Annotated in this window: 15 protein-coding genes; 7 read left to right on the top strand and 8 right to left on the bottom strand. The window is 71.7% G+C overall.

The annotated features are described in order from the left end of the window. The first annotated feature begins 49 nt into the window (after positions 1–49). Entirely contained in the window at positions 50–361 is a 312-nt protein-coding gene (locus J2N69_RS14350; RefSeq protein ID WP_230901095.1) for a hypothetical protein, read from the top strand. Here the strand turns inward: J2N69_RS14350 and J2N69_RS14345 are convergent. The 4 genes from J2N69_RS14345 to J2N69_RS14330 all read right to left on the bottom strand — a co-directional run bounded on the left by J2N69_RS14345 (position 358) and on the right by J2N69_RS14330 (position 5,583). After that, a complete protein-coding gene (locus tag J2N69_RS14345) occupies positions 358–1,449 on the bottom strand; it encodes an IS630 family transposase (protein ID WP_230898903.1) in 1,092 nt (363 codons plus the stop codon). The genes J2N69_RS14350 and J2N69_RS14345 overlap by 4 nt on opposite strands. 265 nt (positions 1,450–1,714) lie before the next feature. Next, positions 1,715–2,566, bottom strand: coding sequence for a hypothetical protein (locus J2N69_RS14340; protein ID WP_230904728.1), 852 nt, complete (start codon positions 2,564–2,566; stop codon positions 1,715–1,717). Positions 2,567–2,834: 268 nt separating this feature from the next. Beyond that, positions 2,835–4,055 carry an acetyl-CoA C-acetyltransferase gene (locus J2N69_RS14335; protein ID WP_230901094.1) on the bottom strand — a complete coding sequence of 407 codons (1,221 nt, stop codon included), beginning with the start codon at positions 4,053–4,055 and terminating at the stop codon, positions 2,835–2,837. 496 nt (positions 4,056–4,551) lie between these two features. Then, entirely contained in the window at positions 4,552–5,583 is a 1,032-nt protein-coding gene (locus tag J2N69_RS14330) for an SGNH/GDSL hydrolase family protein (RefSeq protein WP_230901093.1), read from the bottom strand. A gap of 171 nt (positions 5,584–5,754) precedes the next feature. Here J2N69_RS14330 and J2N69_RS14325 point away from each other — a divergent pair, with 171 nt between their 5' ends. Next, a complete protein-coding gene (locus tag J2N69_RS14325) occupies positions 5,755–7,146 on the top strand; it encodes a cystathionine beta-synthase (RefSeq protein ID WP_127912860.1) in 1,392 nt (463 codons plus the stop codon). A gap of 267 nt (positions 7,147–7,413) precedes the next feature. Here the strand turns inward: J2N69_RS14325 and J2N69_RS14320 are convergent, their stop codons facing one another. Next, positions 7,414–8,259 (bottom strand): helix-turn-helix transcriptional regulator, encoded by an 846-nt coding sequence (locus J2N69_RS14320; RefSeq protein WP_230901092.1) that lies wholly within the window; start codon positions 8,257–8,259, stop codon positions 7,414–7,416. A gap of 152 nt (positions 8,260–8,411) precedes the next feature. Here J2N69_RS14320 and J2N69_RS14315 point away from each other — a divergent pair, with 152 nt between their 5' ends. Next, a complete protein-coding gene (locus J2N69_RS14315; protein ID WP_230901091.1) occupies positions 8,412–9,173 on the top strand; it encodes an SDR family oxidoreductase in 762 nt (253 codons plus the stop codon). Positions 9,174–9,189: 16 nt separating this feature from the next. On the opposite strand, the gene J2N69_RS14310 is transcribed toward J2N69_RS14315, so the two are convergent. Together J2N69_RS14310 and J2N69_RS14305 are read right to left on the bottom strand one after the other, a co-directional pair. Further along, positions 9,190–9,624, bottom strand: coding sequence for a hypothetical protein (locus tag J2N69_RS14310; protein ID WP_127912862.1), 435 nt, complete (start codon positions 9,622–9,624; stop codon positions 9,190–9,192). An 11-nt stretch (positions 9,625–9,635) separates the two neighbouring features. After that, entirely contained in the window at positions 9,636–11,063 is a 1,428-nt protein-coding gene (locus J2N69_RS14305; RefSeq protein ID WP_230901090.1) for a purine-cytosine permease family protein, read from the bottom strand. A 143-nt stretch (positions 11,064–11,206) separates the two neighbouring features. Between J2N69_RS14305 and J2N69_RS14300 the strand changes: the two genes are divergently transcribed. The 4 genes from J2N69_RS14300 to J2N69_RS14285 all read left to right on the top strand — a co-directional run bounded on the left by J2N69_RS14300 (position 11,207) and on the right by J2N69_RS14285 (position 13,478). Then, a complete protein-coding gene (locus tag J2N69_RS14300) occupies positions 11,207–12,040 on the top strand; it encodes a MurR/RpiR family transcriptional regulator (RefSeq protein WP_230901089.1) in 834 nt (277 codons plus the stop codon). 68 nt (positions 12,041–12,108) lie between these two features. Then, complete coding sequence (locus tag J2N69_RS14295; RefSeq protein ID WP_127912864.1) at positions 12,109–12,351, top strand: hypothetical protein; 243 nt, start codon at positions 12,109–12,111, stop codon at positions 12,349–12,351. After that, positions 12,348–12,764, top strand: a complete 417-nt coding sequence (locus tag J2N69_RS14290; protein ID WP_230901088.1) for a type II toxin-antitoxin system VapC family toxin — start codon at positions 12,348–12,350, stop codon at positions 12,762–12,764. Before J2N69_RS14295 ends, J2N69_RS14290 begins: the two co-directional genes overlap by 4 nt. A gap of 126 nt (positions 12,765–12,890) precedes the next feature. Beyond that, positions 12,891–13,478, top strand: a complete 588-nt coding sequence (locus J2N69_RS14285) for a hypothetical protein (protein ID WP_230901087.1) — start codon at positions 12,891–12,893, stop codon at positions 13,476–13,478. A 3-nt stretch (positions 13,479–13,481) separates the two neighbouring features. Here J2N69_RS14285 and J2N69_RS14280 read toward each other — a convergent pair whose 3' ends face one another. Next, complete coding sequence (locus tag J2N69_RS14280) at positions 13,482–14,849, bottom strand: APC family permease (protein ID WP_230901086.1); 1,368 nt, start codon at positions 14,847–14,849, stop codon at positions 13,482–13,484. Positions 14,850–14,878: the final 29 nt, after the last annotated feature.

Raw genomic sequence — 14,878 nt, 5'->3', positions numbered from 1 at the left:
AGGCCGCGGGCGTTGGCAACAGTCCCGGAAAGGCACATAAAGTCGCGGGGTGCTCGATACGACGCCTTTGACGGCCGCAGTGGACCATTTCGCCGACCGCCTGCGGGCCGCGCCGCAGAGCCGGCTGCAGCGCGGCGCGGCGACCGAAGCGCTGGCTCTGGCCAGGGAATTGGCGGCGCGCGCGCAGGCCATCGAGGAGCCCGGGACCCCGCCGCGCGAGATGCCGGACGCGGGGATGTTCGCCGCCGCCGACCAGATCACGGTCGCGGGACGCGATCTGGCCCTCGTACTGACCGACGAGGAGGAGCTGGCGCGGGCGCTGGAACTCGTGGGGGAGGCGCAGAAACGGGCCGGGGTCTAGTCTTCTGAGTCAGGAATTCTGTTCAGATATGAGGCGAGGCGTTCGAGGATCTCGTCTGCGGTCTTGGTCCAGATGGAGGGCTTGGGGTCGGTGTTCCATGCGGCGATCCAGGTCCGGATGTCCTGCTCCAGGGCTTGGACGGTCTTGTGGACGCCTCGCCGTATCTGCTTGTTGGTCAGCTCGGCGAACCACCGCTCCACCAGATTGAGCCAGGACGAACCGGTCGGTGTGAAGTGCAGGTGGAACCTGGGGTGGGCCAGGAGCCAGGTCTTGATGGCAGGGGTCTTGTGGGTGGCGTAGTTGTCCAGCACCAGGTGGACCTCGAGGCCGGCCGGGACTTCCTTGTCGAGCTTGCTGAGGAACTTCTTGAACTCCTCGGCCCGGTGGCGCTGGTGCAGTGAGCCGATCACCTTGCCGGTCGCGACCTCCAGAGCGGCGAACAGGGTGGTGGTGCCGGCCCGGACGTAGTCGTGGGTGGTCCGCTGCGGGACTCCGGGCATCATCGGCAGCACCGGCTGCGAGCGGTCCAGGGCCTGGATCTGTGACTTCTCGTCCACGCAGAACACCAGGGCCCGCTCGGGCGGGTCCAGGTAGAGGCCGACGACGTCGTGGACCTTGTCGACGAAGTACGGATCGGTCGACAGCTTGAACGTCTCCGAGCGGTGCGGCTGCAGGCCGAACGCCCGCCAGATCCGGGACACGGTCGACTGCGACAGGCCCAGTTCCTTCGCCATCGAGCGCGTCGACCAGTGGGTTGCGTTCTTCGGGGTGGACTCCAGCGTCCTGGTGACCAGTGCGGCCACCTGCTCGTCCGTCACTGTGCGAGGACCGCCCGGGCGGGGCATGTCGCCCAGGCCGGCGATCCGGTGCTCGACGAACCTCGCCCGCCAGCGGCCCACCGCGTGGGGAGTCGAGCCGAGGCGAGCCGCCACGTCTTTGTTTGAAGCACCTTCGGCGCAGGCCAGGATGATCCGGCACCTCAAGGCCCACGCCTGCGGTGTGGAACGGCGCCGCACCCACCCCTCGAGGGCGGTCCGTTCCTCACCCGACAGGATCAATTCGGCCTTCGGCCGCCCGGTACGTGCCACAGGCCAAGCTTATACATCTGAATAGAATTCCTGACTCAGAAGACTAGGGCCTGTCTGACAATTCGCGTCGTCGCCCGGAGGGCGGCCTCGCGGCGTCAGGTGCGTGCTCTCGGCGTGCCGGGCGTAGGGCCTCGTACTGGATGTACTTGGCTCTGCGCCCGGTGCGGCGAGAGTGCGTGCATGGCGTCGCGAGGCAGACGGGAATTGTCAGACAGGCCCTAGGCCTGTCGGGCAGGCGCCGGACCCCGGCCCGGGGCCGAGCGGGTCAGACCGAGGCGATGACGCGGTCGGCGAGGATGTAGACGTTCTCGGTGCCGCACTCGAAGGTCAGGGCGTAGGCGCCGGAGATGCCGGAGCCGCCGAGCAGGACCGGGGCGTGGCCCTCGCGCAGGGCCTCCGCGAGCTGTTCCGCCGTCTCGCGGTGGCCCGGGGTCATGCAGAGCGTGGTGCCGTCCGCGAAGACGTACACGTCCAGGGTGCCCAGCGGGCCGGGGCGGACGTCGGCGAGGGCGGTACGGGCGTGGGCCAGCTCTTCGAGGCAGGCCACCGTGCGCTCGTGGTCGCCGTGGCTCTCGGCGGCGGGCGTCCGCACCGGCACGAAGTCCGGGTGCGAGGGGTGGCGGCGGCGGGCCGCGGCCAACTCCGGGGAGTCACCCGCGAATTCGTCGGCCGTCGGATCGGGGAAGGGCTCGATCACCGGCTCCAGGCTGTCCGCCTCAAGGCCGGAGAAGTCGGCCTGGCGCGGCAGGAACAGTTCCTCGGCGATGCTCTCCGGGATGCCGTCAGCGAGGCCCGGCAGGCCGTGCAGCAGGGACGGCGTGTCCGTGCCCTCACGGGCCTCCTGGGCGGCCCAGAAGGCGCGGGCCTCGGCCAGCTCCCGCTCGCGCTCCTCGGCGAGCGCCTCGGCGACCGCCGCGCGTATCTCGTCGGTGTCCACGGCGGTGCGGGCGCCCGGCACCGTGGGGTGCGGACGGCCGGCGGCGGCACGGCTGTCGGCCAGCTCGGTGCGCAGGGCTGTGATCTCGGCGAGCTGCTTGCGCAGACCGCGCACTGCGTGCAGGGCGGCGGCGCCCACGGCCGTGGCAGCGGCCGTGGAGAGCAGCAAGGCAAGAGGCATGGCGCTCACTGACGTACTCCCGGTTTCAAGTCGACCCCCGACTTCCTACATCAGCTTGAAGCCTGCACGATCCGTCTGTCAGTGCATAACGTCACGAAAGGGGCAGGCCTTTGTGCCTGGCGGGGCAAGTGGATCTGCTGTGACCAGGGCATATGCCTCTCCCCCAGGAGATAGGTCACATCCTGGGGGAGATTGGGTCACGGAACGATGCAGATACGGAGCGTCAGAGCGGCGCACTCTGCGTCAGTGATTCCGCGGCGATCGGGCGTCAGCTGAGGCGCTCGATGACCATCGCCATGCCCTGGCCGCCGCCGACGCACATCGTCTCCAGGCCGAACTGCTTGTCGTGGAACTGGAGGGAGTTGATCAGCGTGCCGGTGATGCGGGCGCCCGTCATGCCGAAGGGGTGGCCGACCGCGATCGCGCCGCCGTTGACGTTCAGCTTGTCGAGCGGGATGTTCAGGTCGCGGTAGCTCGGGATCACCTGGGCGGCGAAGGCCTCGTTGATCTCGACGAGGTCGATGTCGTCGATGGTGAGCCCGGCCCGGCGCAGGGCCTGCTTCGACGCCTCGACCGGGCCGAGGCCCATGATCTCGGGGGAGAGGCCGGTGACGCCGGTGGAGACGATGCGGGCGAGCGGGGTCAGGCCCAGCTCGCGGGCCTTGGTGTCGCTCATGATCACGAGGGCGGCGGCGCCGTCGTTCAGGGGGCAGCAGTTGGCGGCGGTGACCATGCCGTCGGGACGGAAGGCGGGCTTCAGGCCCTGGACGCCCTCGTACGTGACGCCGGCGCGCGGGCCGTCGTCCTTGCTGACGACCGTGCCGTCGGGGGTGGTGACCGGGGTGATCTCCCGCTCCCAGAAGCCGTTCTTGAGGGCCTCCTCGGCGAGGTTCTGCGAGCGGACGCCGAACTCGTCCATGTCCTTGCGGGTGACGCCCTTGGCGCGGGCGAGGTTCTCCGCGGTCTGGCCCATCGCGATGTACGCGTCCGGGATCAGGCCGTCCTCGCGCGGGTCGTGCCAGTCGGTGCCGGTCTGCTCGGCGCGGGCCGCGGTGCGGGCCTCGGCGTCGGCGAAGAGGGGGTTGTGGGTGTCGGGCAGGCCGTCACTGGTCCCCTTGACGCTGCGGGACACCATCTCGACGCCCGCCGAGATGAAGACGTCGCCCTCGCCCGCCTTGATGGCGTGCAGGGCCATGCGGCTCGTCTGGAGGGAGGACGAGCAGTAGCGGGTGATGGTGCAGCCGGGCAGGTGGTCCATGCCCAGCTGTACGGCCACGATGCGGCCGAGGTTGTGGCCCTGCTCGCCGCCGGGCAGGCCGCAGCCGAGCATGAGGTCGTCGATGTCCTTGGGGTCCAGCTCGGGGACCTTGGCGAGGGCGGCCTCGATGATCGTGGCGGTCAGGTCGTCCGGGCGCAGGTCCTTGAGCGAGCCCTTGAAGGCGCGGCCGATCGGGGTGCGGGCGGTGGAGACGATCACGGCTTCGGGCATCACGGGCTCCTGGGGCGGGGCGCCTTGGCGGGGGGCGCCTTGGCGGCGGGCGGGCGGGACTCTCTGGGAAGTTACCTGCACGTAGGGGTGGGCGGCAGGGGGTGGGGATGTGACTCGGGCCGCATTTCTAAGCGAGCGCTCAGCCCTGCGGGGCTTGGGCGGTGGGGGTGCGTGGTTTGGCTGCGGGTGGGTTGTGGCTGGGCGCGCGGTTCCTCGCGCCCCTGGGTGGGGGTGGTGGGGCGTGTGGTTTGGCTGCGGGTGGGGTGTGGGTTGCTCGCGCAGTTCCCCGCGCCCCTTGCAGGGGCGTGCGGGTGGGGTGTGGTTGAGCGCGCCGTTCCCCGTGCCCCTTGCGGGGCGCTGGTGAGGGGCGGTGCGAGGTGTGCCCCTTCAGGGGCGCGGGGAACTGCGCGGCCAGCCCCCACGGCCCGCAGGCGGCCGCGTACGGGCCCGCCCCGCTGGGCGCTCAGCCCCCGCGGCCCGCAGAAGTGGACGCCGGTCAGTGAGGCAGTGGAGAGGGTTCCGGGGTGTGGATGCGTCGGCGGCGGCGGCGTTTGAGGAGGGCCCAGGGGCCCCGGGGGCCCGCCGGCATCGCGGCGGTGACCTCCGTGCCGCCCTCCGCCACCGCCCGGGCCGCCGCCTGGGCCACCGGCAGGAAACCCTCGCGCCGCGAGAGGTCGGGGCGCTCCTCCTCGGGCCACAGGCCGAGCGCCGCGCAGAGCGTCGGAAGCACCGCCATGGCAGCGGTCGCGTACCCCTCCGCCGAGGGGTGGTAGTTGTCGGGACCGAACAGCTCCCGGGGGTTCGCCGCGAACTCCGGGCCGAGCAGATCACCCAGCGACACCGTCCGCCCGCCCTGCTCGACCACCCCGATCGTCTGCGCCGCCGCCAGCTGCCGCGAGACCCGGCGGGCCAGCCACCGCAGGGGCTGGTAGACGTTCTCCACGGTGCCGAGGTCGGGGCAGGTGCCGACCACCACCTCCGCCCCGGCGGTCCGCAGCCGCCGCACCGCCGAGGAGAGGTGCCGCACCGAGCGCGTCGGCGGCATCCGGTGCGTCACGTCGTTCGCGCCGATCATGATGACGCAGACGTCCGGCATCCAGGACGGGTCCGAGAGGACCAGCGTCACCTGCCGGTCCAGGTCGTCCGACTGGGCGCCGGGCAGCGCGACGTTCCGCAGGTCGACGGGCCGCTCGGCCACTGCCGCGAGCCCGGCGGCGAGCAGCGCCCCCGGCGTCTGCCCGGCCCGGTGCACGCCCTGCCCCGCCGCGGTGGAGTCGCCGAGCATCGCGAACCGTACCGGTTCGGAGCAGTCGGGGCGGTCGCGGTTCTCGGCGGCTCCGGCGTACGACCTGCCGTACCGGCCGTCAGCCCGCGGGGGAGCCGTGAGGCCCCCGCCGCCCACGTTCCGCTTCGCCAGCTGCACCTCGGCCAGGACCACGCCGATCGTCGCCGCCCCGATCAGCCCGATGCCTCCGCCGCCGTACGCCGCGCCCGCGGCGATCCGCCGTGCCACCCTCGCTCTCGACATGCCCCGCAGCCACCTCCTCCTAGCCGAACCGCCGAACCACCGAACCGCCGTACATCCACTCATTGCCCCGTAAGCACGGTCCGCCAATCGTGAGCGGAGGTGAACGGATGAGGTGGAGCCTTAGGCTGACCGCACCAATTCGTCGCACTACATCGCAGCCCGGAGACAACGGTGCAATTCCACGACTCGATGATCAGCCTCGTCGGCAACACCCCGCTGGTGAAGCTCAACAACGTGACCGCGGGTATCCAGGCGACCGTCCTGGCCAAGGTCGAGTACTTCAATCCCGGCGGTTCCGTGAAGGACCGCATCGCCCTGCGCATGATCGAGGCGGCCGAGCAGAGCGGGGAGCTGAAGCCCGGCGGGACCATCGTCGAGCCGACGTCCGGCAACACCGGCGTCGGTCTCGCCATCGTGGCCCAGCAGAAGGGCTACAAGTGCATCTTCGTCTGCCCGGACAAGGTGTCCCTGGACAAGATCAACGTGCTGCGCGCGTACGGCGCCGACGTGGTGGTCTGCCCGACCGCCGTCGACCCCGAGCACCCGGATTCGTACTACAACGTCTCCGACCGCCTCGTCCGCGAGACGCCCGGCGCCTGGAAGCCCGACCAGTACAGCAACCCGAACAACCCGCTCTCCCACTACCACTCCACCGGTCCCGAGCTGTGGGAGCAGACGGAGGGGAAGATCACCCACTTCGTGACGGGCATCGGGACCGGCGGCACCATCTCCGGGACGGGCAACTACCTCAAGGAGGTGTCCGAGGGCCGGGTGAAGGTCGTCGGCGCCGACCCGGAGGGGTCCGTGTACTCCGGTGGCTCCGGGCGGCCCTACCTCGTCGAGGGCGTCGGTGAGGACTTCTGGCCGACGGCGTACGACCGACACGTCACCGACGAGATCATCGCGGTGTCCGACAAGGACTCGTTCCAGATGACGCGGCGCCTGGCCAAGGAGGAGGGGCTCCTCGTCGGCGGCTCCTGCGGCATGGCCGTCGTCGCGGCGCTGCGCGTCGCCGAGCGGCTCGGCCCCGACGACGTCGTGGTCGTCCTCCTGCCCGACTCCGGGCGCGGTTACATGAGCAAGATCTTCAGCGACGAGTGGATGAACGACTACGGCTTCTTGGAGCAGGCCGGGGACGCGCCGCGCGTCGGTGACGTGCTGCGCCGCAAGGAGGGCGGCGCGCTGCCCTCGCTGGTGCACATGCACCCCGAGGAGACCGTGGGCGAGGCCATCGAGGTGCTGCGCGAGTACGGCGTCTCGCAGATGCCGATCGTGAAGCCGGGCGCCGGCCACCCCGACGTGATGGCCGCCGAGGTCATCGGCTCCGTCGTCGAACGCGAGCTGCTCGACGCCCTGTTCACGCAGCGCGCCTCGCTCGGCGACCCGCTGGAGAAGCACATGTCGGACCCGCTGCCGCAGGTCGGCTCCGGTGAGCCGGTGGCCGACCTGATGTCGGTGCTCGGCGGCGCCGACGCGGCGATCGTCCTGGTCGAGGGCAAGCCGACCGGTGTCGTCAGCCGTCAGGACCTGCTGGCGTTCCTCGCGGAGCAGCAGGGGCAGTAGGCGGCAGCAGGCGGCCGGAACCGCTCGGGAGTGCGAACTTCGCGGAAGTGGTACGTGTGCGACACGTTCGCGCAGCACCCGCTTAACACTGGTCCGGCACCTTGGTGGGTGTCGGCGTCAGGAACTCCGGAGCGGCTCCCGGACCTCCAGCGCCTGGACGCGGCCTGGCCCTGACCCGGCCCGCGTCCTTCGCGGGGACCGCCGTCGTCCCGCCCCCTGGGCAACCGGGGGTGCGGCGGTCCCCGCGGCGACACCCCGCCGCGGCCCCTACGGGGCGCCCCGCTCGGCCGGGGACGCGGCCCAACTGCCCAGCAGCGCCAGCCGTTCCGCGCTCTCCGAGCCCGGCTCCGCCATGTAGACGACCAGGATCTGCTCCGGGTCGCCGGGCAGCGTCATCGTCTCGTACGGGAGGATCAGTTCGCCCGCGACCGGGTGGATGATCCGCTTCACGCCGTGGGTCTTCTCCTTGACCTGATGGTCGGCCCACAGGCGGCGGAAGGCCTCGCTCCTGACGGACAACTCGCCCACCAGCGCGCACAGTTCGGCGTCCGCGGGGCAGCGCGCGGCGTCCAGGCGCAGATACGCGACCGTCTCCGCCGCGACCGCCTCCCACTCCGGGTAGCACTGGCGCGAAGGGTCGTCCAGGAAGACCTGGCGGGGAACGCTGCGCTCGGCGGGCGTCATCCGGGACCAGCCGTTGAGGGCGTCCCCCAGGGCGTTCCAGGCGAGGACCTCCATGCGGCGGCCGAAGACGAAGGCGGGTGCCCGGTCGAGGGTGTCCAGGAGGAGGCGCAGGCCGGGGCGGACGCGCTGCGCGGCGGACTTGTCGGTGCGGGGCCGCGGGCGCGGACGGGCCACCGTACGCAGATAGGCGTGCTCGGTCTCGTCCAGGCGCAGGACGCGGGCGATCGCGTCGAGCACGGCGTCGGACACCGAGGGGCCGCGGTTCTGTTCGAGCCGGATGTAGTAGTCCACGCTCACGCCCGCCAGCTGCGCGACCTCCTCGCGGCGCAGGCCGGGCACGCGGCGCCGCCCGTACGCGGTGAGACCCACGTCCGCGGGCTGGATGCGGGCGCGCCGTGAGCGCAGGAAGTCTCCGAGGTCGCTGGCCATGCGTTCGATCCTAGGAGGCCGGGACGGCGCGTGCCTGGTACTGGCAGACCCAGGAAGAGCACGGCCCTGGGTGGCGGACGACGGGGCGCGCACTGTGGTGGTCGCCGCCGGGGAGGACCCCCGACGGCAGGGACCACAAGGGGAGTTCAGGCATGTCGTACGGAACGCTTCAGGACCGCACCGCCCTCGTCACCGGCGCCGCCAGCGGCATCGGTGAGGCCACGGCCCGGCTGCTCGCCGCCCAGGGGGCGCGGGTCGTCCTCCTCGCCCGGCGCGCGGAGCGGCTGGAGGAGCTGGCCGCGAAGATCGGGGCGGACGGCGGCCGGGCGCTCGCCGTCCCCGCCGACCTCACCGGCCAGGCGTCGGTGGACGCCGCCGCCGAGCGCGTGCACGCGGCCTACGGGCGGGTGGACCTGGTCGTGAACGCGGCGGGCGTCATGCTGCCGAACCCCGTGAGCGCGCACCGCACCGACGAGTGGCAGCGCATGCTGGACACGAACCTGGCGGGCGCGCTGCGGGTCATCGGCGCCTTCGCGCCGGACCTCGTCGCGGTCGCGGCCGCGGGCGGCACGGCGGACCTGGTCAACATCTCCTCGATCGGCGCGCACATCGCGTTCCCCCACTACGCGGTGTACGGGGCGACGAAGGCGGCGCTGACGTACCTGTCGGAGTCCCTGCGCACCGAGTTCGGGCCGCGTGACGTACGCGTCACCAACATCGAACCGGGCCTGACCGAGACCGAGTTGCGCGGGCACATCGACAACGAGGAGCTGAGCGGGCAGCTGGAGGGCATGTTCGGCGCGATCGGGTCACTGGCGGCGGACGACGTCGCGGACCTCATCGCGTACGCGACGAGCCGTCCGCGCCACGTCAACCTCCGGCAGCTGATCGTGCTGCCCACGCGTCAGGCGTAGTTCACGGAAGCCGGGCTCAGTCGTCCCACTCCGAGGCGCGGTCCTTGCGGCGGCCGAAGGGGGTGCCGCGGACCGCGTGCACCGCGTTCACGCCGAAGATGCCCGCCCACGTCACGACGAGACCGGTCAGGCCGGCGTTGACCGCGCCGATCGCGGAGAGCGGGACCGCGAGGATCAGCGAGATCACCCCGAAGCCGAACCGCTCGCTCCACGAGTCCAGCGGGCTGTCGGGCCGGGAGCGGGCGGCTCCGCGTGCGACGACCATCTGCTGCTCGGCCAGGTGGCGGCGCATGCGCCGGTCGATCGTGCCGTCCAGGCGCTGCTCGACCTTCCCGAGGAAGGAGTCGACCAGGGCGGAGTCGTACTCCTCGCCCAGCTCCCTGCGGGCGTGCAGAGTGGCGTCGAGTTCCTTCTTGAGGTCGGCCTTGAGTTCCGCGTCACGGGCTTCCATAGCGGTCAACGTTACGGTGCCCGGGGCTCGTCGGCGGTGGGGCTAACCCCCCTTTCCGGCCGGGGACCCGCCCCCGGTGCCACGGCCCGGCGCCGGGCCAGCGCCCAGTACAGCGCCGCGGGCACCACGAGGCCCACGAGCCACGAGATGTCGGCGCCGCCCAGCGGCTCGACGAGCGGGCCCGTGTAGAAGTGCGTGACCAGGAAGGGCAGTTGGGCGAGGAGCCCGACGCCGTAGACGGTGAGGGCGTCCCAGCGCCAGGCGCCGTAGCGGCCGCGCGGGTCGAAGAGCGCCGGGATGTCGTAGCGCTCCTTGGAGATCAGGTAGTAGTCGACGAGGTTGATCGCCGACCACGGCGTGAAGAAGGTCAGCAGGAACAGCAGGAAGTCCTTGAAGGACGTCAGGAAGCTGTCCTTGCCCAGCAGCGCCACCGCCGTGCCCGCCACCATGATCACGGCGATGTACGCGGCGCGTCCGCGCGGCCCGAGCACCTTCAGGCCGCGGAAGCCGCTGATGCTCGTGACCATCGACATGAAGCCGCCGTAGGTGTTGAGCACGTTGATCGTCAGCTTGCCGAGGGCGATCACGAAGTACAGGAAGGAGGCGATCAGGCCGGTGCCGCCGAGGCCGACGACATAGCCGACCTGGTGGGTGAGGAAGGCGTCCCCCGCGCTCGCCGCCACCAGCACCCCGAACGTCATGGACCACTGCGAGCCGAGCGCCGACCCCGACAGGGTCCACCAGAAGGTGGCCTTCGCCGAGGTCGTGCGCGGCAGGTAGCGCGAGTAGTCGGCGACGTACGGCCCGAAGGCGAGCTGCCAGGACGCCGAGAGGGAGACGGCGAGCAGGAACATCGGCAGGTCGAAGCGGGCGTCGCCCAGGAGGGCGGAGAGGTCCACGCGGTCGAGGAGGCGGATGCCGAGGTAGACGAACGCGAGCGCGCAGATCACGCTCGCGACCCGGCCGAGCGCGTGGATGACGCGGTAGCCGACCGCCGCCATGACCGCCGTGACGACGGCGAAGAGCACGATGCCGGTGGTGTCGTCCGTGTGCGTCAGCTGGGCGGTGGCCTGCCCGGCGAGGACGCTGCCGCTCGCGAAGAACCCGACGTACATGAGGATGACCAGCAGGAGCGGGACCACCGCGCCCTTCACGCCGAACTGGGCGCGGGACTGGATCATCTGCGGCAGGCCCAGCCTCGGGCCCTGCGCCGAGTGCAGGGCCATCACCGCGCCGCCCAGCAGGTTGCCGAGGACGAGGCCGGCGAGCGACCACACCACGTCGCCGCCGAAGACGACGGCGAGGGCGCCCGTGACGACCGCGGTGATCTGGAGGTTGGCGCCGAGCCAGAGCGTGAACTGGCTGAACGCCGTGCCGTGCCGTTCGTCGTCCGGGACGACGTCGATGGAGCGCCGCTCCACCAGGTCTTCAGCTGCCATGCCGCGCGACTCCCCACGGGTGTGCCGGACGCCTCCTGTATAACGTCATGCACGGTCCACGCAGACTGAATAGGTTGTCAATAGGCGGTCGACAGGTGACCCGGTGATCCAGTGACGCATTGGTCGAACAACAGGGGGACGGCATGAGTGACAGTCCTGCGGCACGGCTGCAGGTGCTCTTCGAGGGGCACCGGCTCACCCCCACGCAGCGCCGCATCGCGCACTGCATGGTGCGGCGGGCGGCGGACGTCCCCTTCCTCTCCAGCGTCGAACTGGCGGAGCTGGCCGGGGTCAGCCAGCCGTCCGTGACCCGGTTCGCGGTCGCGCTCGGCTTCGACGGCTACCCGGCGCTGCGCAAGCACCTGCGGGACGTGGTGCCCCCCGAGGCGGCCGGCGGTGACTCCCTCAACGAGTACCAGCAGGCGGTCGAGGCGGAGATCGAGAACCTCCGGCACCTCGCGGAGGCCCTCGCGGACCCCCGGCCGGTGGAGCGGGCGGGCCGCCTCCTCGCCGCCTCCCGCCCCCTCCCCGTCCTCGGCCTGCGGGCCGCCGCCTCCCAGGCGTACGGCTTCGCGTACTTCGCCGCCAAGGTCCACCCCGACGTACGCCTCCTCGACGAGGGCGGTTCGATGCTGACCGACCGCATCGACGCGGCGGTCCGCGCGGGCGCCACGGCCCTGCTCTGCTTCGCGCTGCCGCGCCACCCCCGGGAGGTCGTCGACGCGCTGGCCCACGCCAGGGAGGCGGGCCTGACGGTGGTCACGGTGGCGGACTCCCCGTTCGCCCCGGTGGCGGCCCACTCCCACCTCCTCCTCCCGGCCGCCGTCGGCACCGGCCTGGCCTTCGACACGGCCTGCGCCCCGATGCTGCTGGGCCGCGTCCTCCTGGAGGCCATGTGCGACGGCCTCCCGGACGCGCAGGCGCGGCTCGAGGAGTTCGACGCGGGGGCGGCGGCGCGGGGGCTGTTCGTGGAGTGAGGGTCCCTATCGGGTGAACGGTTCGTGGGCTGTGCCGGGGGTGGGCGGGGCGCCGTAGGCTCGACTGTATGACTGCAGCAGAGGACTACGACCACCTTCGGCACGTACTGGACGTACTGCCACCGGAGACGCTCCGTCACCTCCGCGTCATCGTGGACACCGACCCGAAGACCGCGCCTTATGCGGAGCACGCCGGGGCCGAGCCGCCGGCGCGGCGCCTGTCCTTCGCGGGCATCGGCGATTCGGGTCGGTCAGACCTTTCGGAACGCCACCGCGAGCTGGTCCAGGACGGAATCGAGCTGGATCGGTGAGGGAGATCCTGGTCGACACGGGTGTACTGATCGCGATCGCTGATCGGCGGGACGCTCATCACGCCGCGTGCGTGGCCTTCGCCGAAGGATTCGAGGGGCGCCTCAAGATCTTGCCGACCGTGGTGACCGAGACGGCCTGGATGCTGGAGCGGTATCTGTCCCCGGAGGCAGAGGCGGGTTTTCTGGACTCGGTGGCAGCGGGCCAGCTGGACCTGGTCGCCATGGAGCGACGGGACCTGGCACGCATGGCGGACCTGGTCCGCAAGTACGCCGACTTCCCCCTCGGCACGGTCGACGCCTCCGTCATCGCCGTGGCCGAACGCCTCGGCCTCGCGGAGGTCGCGACACTGGACCGCCGCCACTTCGCGGCGGTCCGGCCGCAGCATGTGAAGGCCTTCACGCTCCTGCCGTGAGCGCGGCGCCTCCACCGTGCGCGGGGTCGGCCGGGACGCCCCGCTTCTCACCCTCTCCTCAGATTCCGCCGCTATCCTCCTCCGCCGAAGCAGCGCAGGCATGACGCAGGCCAAGGAGGCGACGGCGTGGGACGCGGTGGATATGGGCTGGCGAGGGTGCCGGTGGTGGTGCGGGCCGGGGCCGCGCCCCTGTGGTGGCTCGGCGTGGTCGCCGCCGGCGTGGGCGCGGTGCCGGACGGGTTCACCGGGCGGCGCATCGGGGTCTACGCCGGGGCCGCCCTCTTCATCGTGACGGCCCTGGTCGTCGCGTACTCCCGCATGAAGCGGTACGACGCCCTCGCCCGCGTGGCCGCCCGCGCCGGGAAGCACGACGTGCTCCAGAGCCGTGCCGTGACCGTGCGCAACTGGCGGCGCGGGCACCGCTGGTGGCTCGCCGCCGCCTTCCTCGCCGCACTCGGCAGCGCCTTCGCCGTCCCCGTGGCGGGCGGCGCCGTCCTCGCGGGGGCGGGCGCGGGCCTGTGGGCGAAGGCCGCCCGCCTCGGCCGCCGCGAGCAGGACGGCGACGTACTCCTGTGGGTACGCGTCGACTGGCTCGACCACGGCGCGGGCGCCCCGGCGGGCAAGGCCGTCCGCGCCTTCCGTACGACGGGCCCGGTGGCGGGTGACGCCGCGCCGGGTGGGGCGCGGCGCCGCACCGCCGCCGGGGCCCGGTAGCGGTTACTCCTCGCCCCGGGTCCTCAGCACCGCCTTGTTGACGGCCCACAGCGCCACGCCGATGGCGAGCAGGATGCCCGCGCGGATGTAGACCTCGGCGGGGCGGTCGGCGAGGGGGCTCGCGAGGATCAGGGCCGTGATCGCGCCGAGGACCGGCAGGGCCGTGGGGGTGCGGAAGTGGGCGTGGTCGACGCGGTCGCGGCGCAGGACCAGCACCGCCACGTTGACCACCGCGAAGACGCACAGGAGCAGGAACGCCGTGGTGTCGCCGAGGCCCTCGATCTCGCCCGTCGACACCAGGCCGATCGCGAGCAGCGAGACGAAGACGATGCCGACGACCGGGGTGCGGCGCTTGGCGAGGACGCGGCCCATGGCGCGCGGCAGGATGCGTTCGTTGGCCATGCCGTAGCAGAGCCGCGAGGCCATCATGATGTTGATGAGCGCCGAGTTGGTGACCGCGAACAGCGCGATGAGCGCGAAGAGTTTGTGCGGGAAGTCGACGCCGCCCGCCTTCACGACCTCCAGGAGCGGGCCGCTGGAGCCCTCGAGTGTCTTGTGGTCGACGAGGAGCGACGAGACCAGCGCCACCAGGACGTAGATCGTGCCCGTCACCGCGACGCCGATGAAGATCGCGCGCGGGAAGGTCCGCACCGGGTCCTTCGTCTCCTCGGCCATGTTCACCGAGTCCTCGAAGCCGACGAAGGCGAAGAAGCCGAGCGCCGTCGCGCCCAGGACGCTGGTCATCAGGGCGTATCCGGTGCCTCCGCCCGCCTCGAACTCGGTGAGGCGGGACGGTTCGCCGTCCCCGCTCAGCACGGCGTACGCGCCGATCGCGAGGATGATCGCCAGGCCGGTGAGTTCCACGAGTGTCAGCACCACGTTCGTCTTCACGGACTCCGAGACGCCCCGCAGGTTCAGCGCCGCGAGCAGCACGAGGAACGTGATCGCGATCAGGGTCGGCGGCAGCGCGTCGCCCGTCAGCTCGCTCAGATAGTCGCCGCTGAAGGCGCGGGCCGCCGCGCTCGCCGACGCGAGCCCCGAGCACATCACCATGAACGCGACGATGAAGGTCAGGAACGGCGTCTTGAACGCCTTCTGGGTGTAGAGCGCGGCCCCGGCCGCCTTCGGGTACTTGCCGACCAGTTCGACGTACGACGCCGCCGTCAGGATCGCCACCACGAAGCCGATCGCGAACGGCAGCCACAGCGCGCCGCCGACCTTCCCCGCGACCTTGCCGGTGGTGGCGTAGATGCCCGTACCGAGGATGTCGCCGATCACGAAGAGGATCAGCAGTCTGGGGCCGATGGCGCGGCGCAGCGCGCCGTCCTCGGCGGGTGGTGACGCGGTGGTGGGTGTGCCGGATGCCGTCATGGGAGCCTCCCCCGAGACCGAGACCGGAA

The organism is Streptomyces huasconensis (genome assembly GCF_021028635.1).
In the GTDB taxonomy this organism is placed as follows: domain Bacteria; phylum Actinomycetota; class Actinomycetes; order Streptomycetales; family Streptomycetaceae; genus Streptomyces; species Streptomyces huasconensis.
Note: the sequence above shows the minus strand (reverse complement) of the source record. Positions and strands in the feature narration are given on the sequence as shown.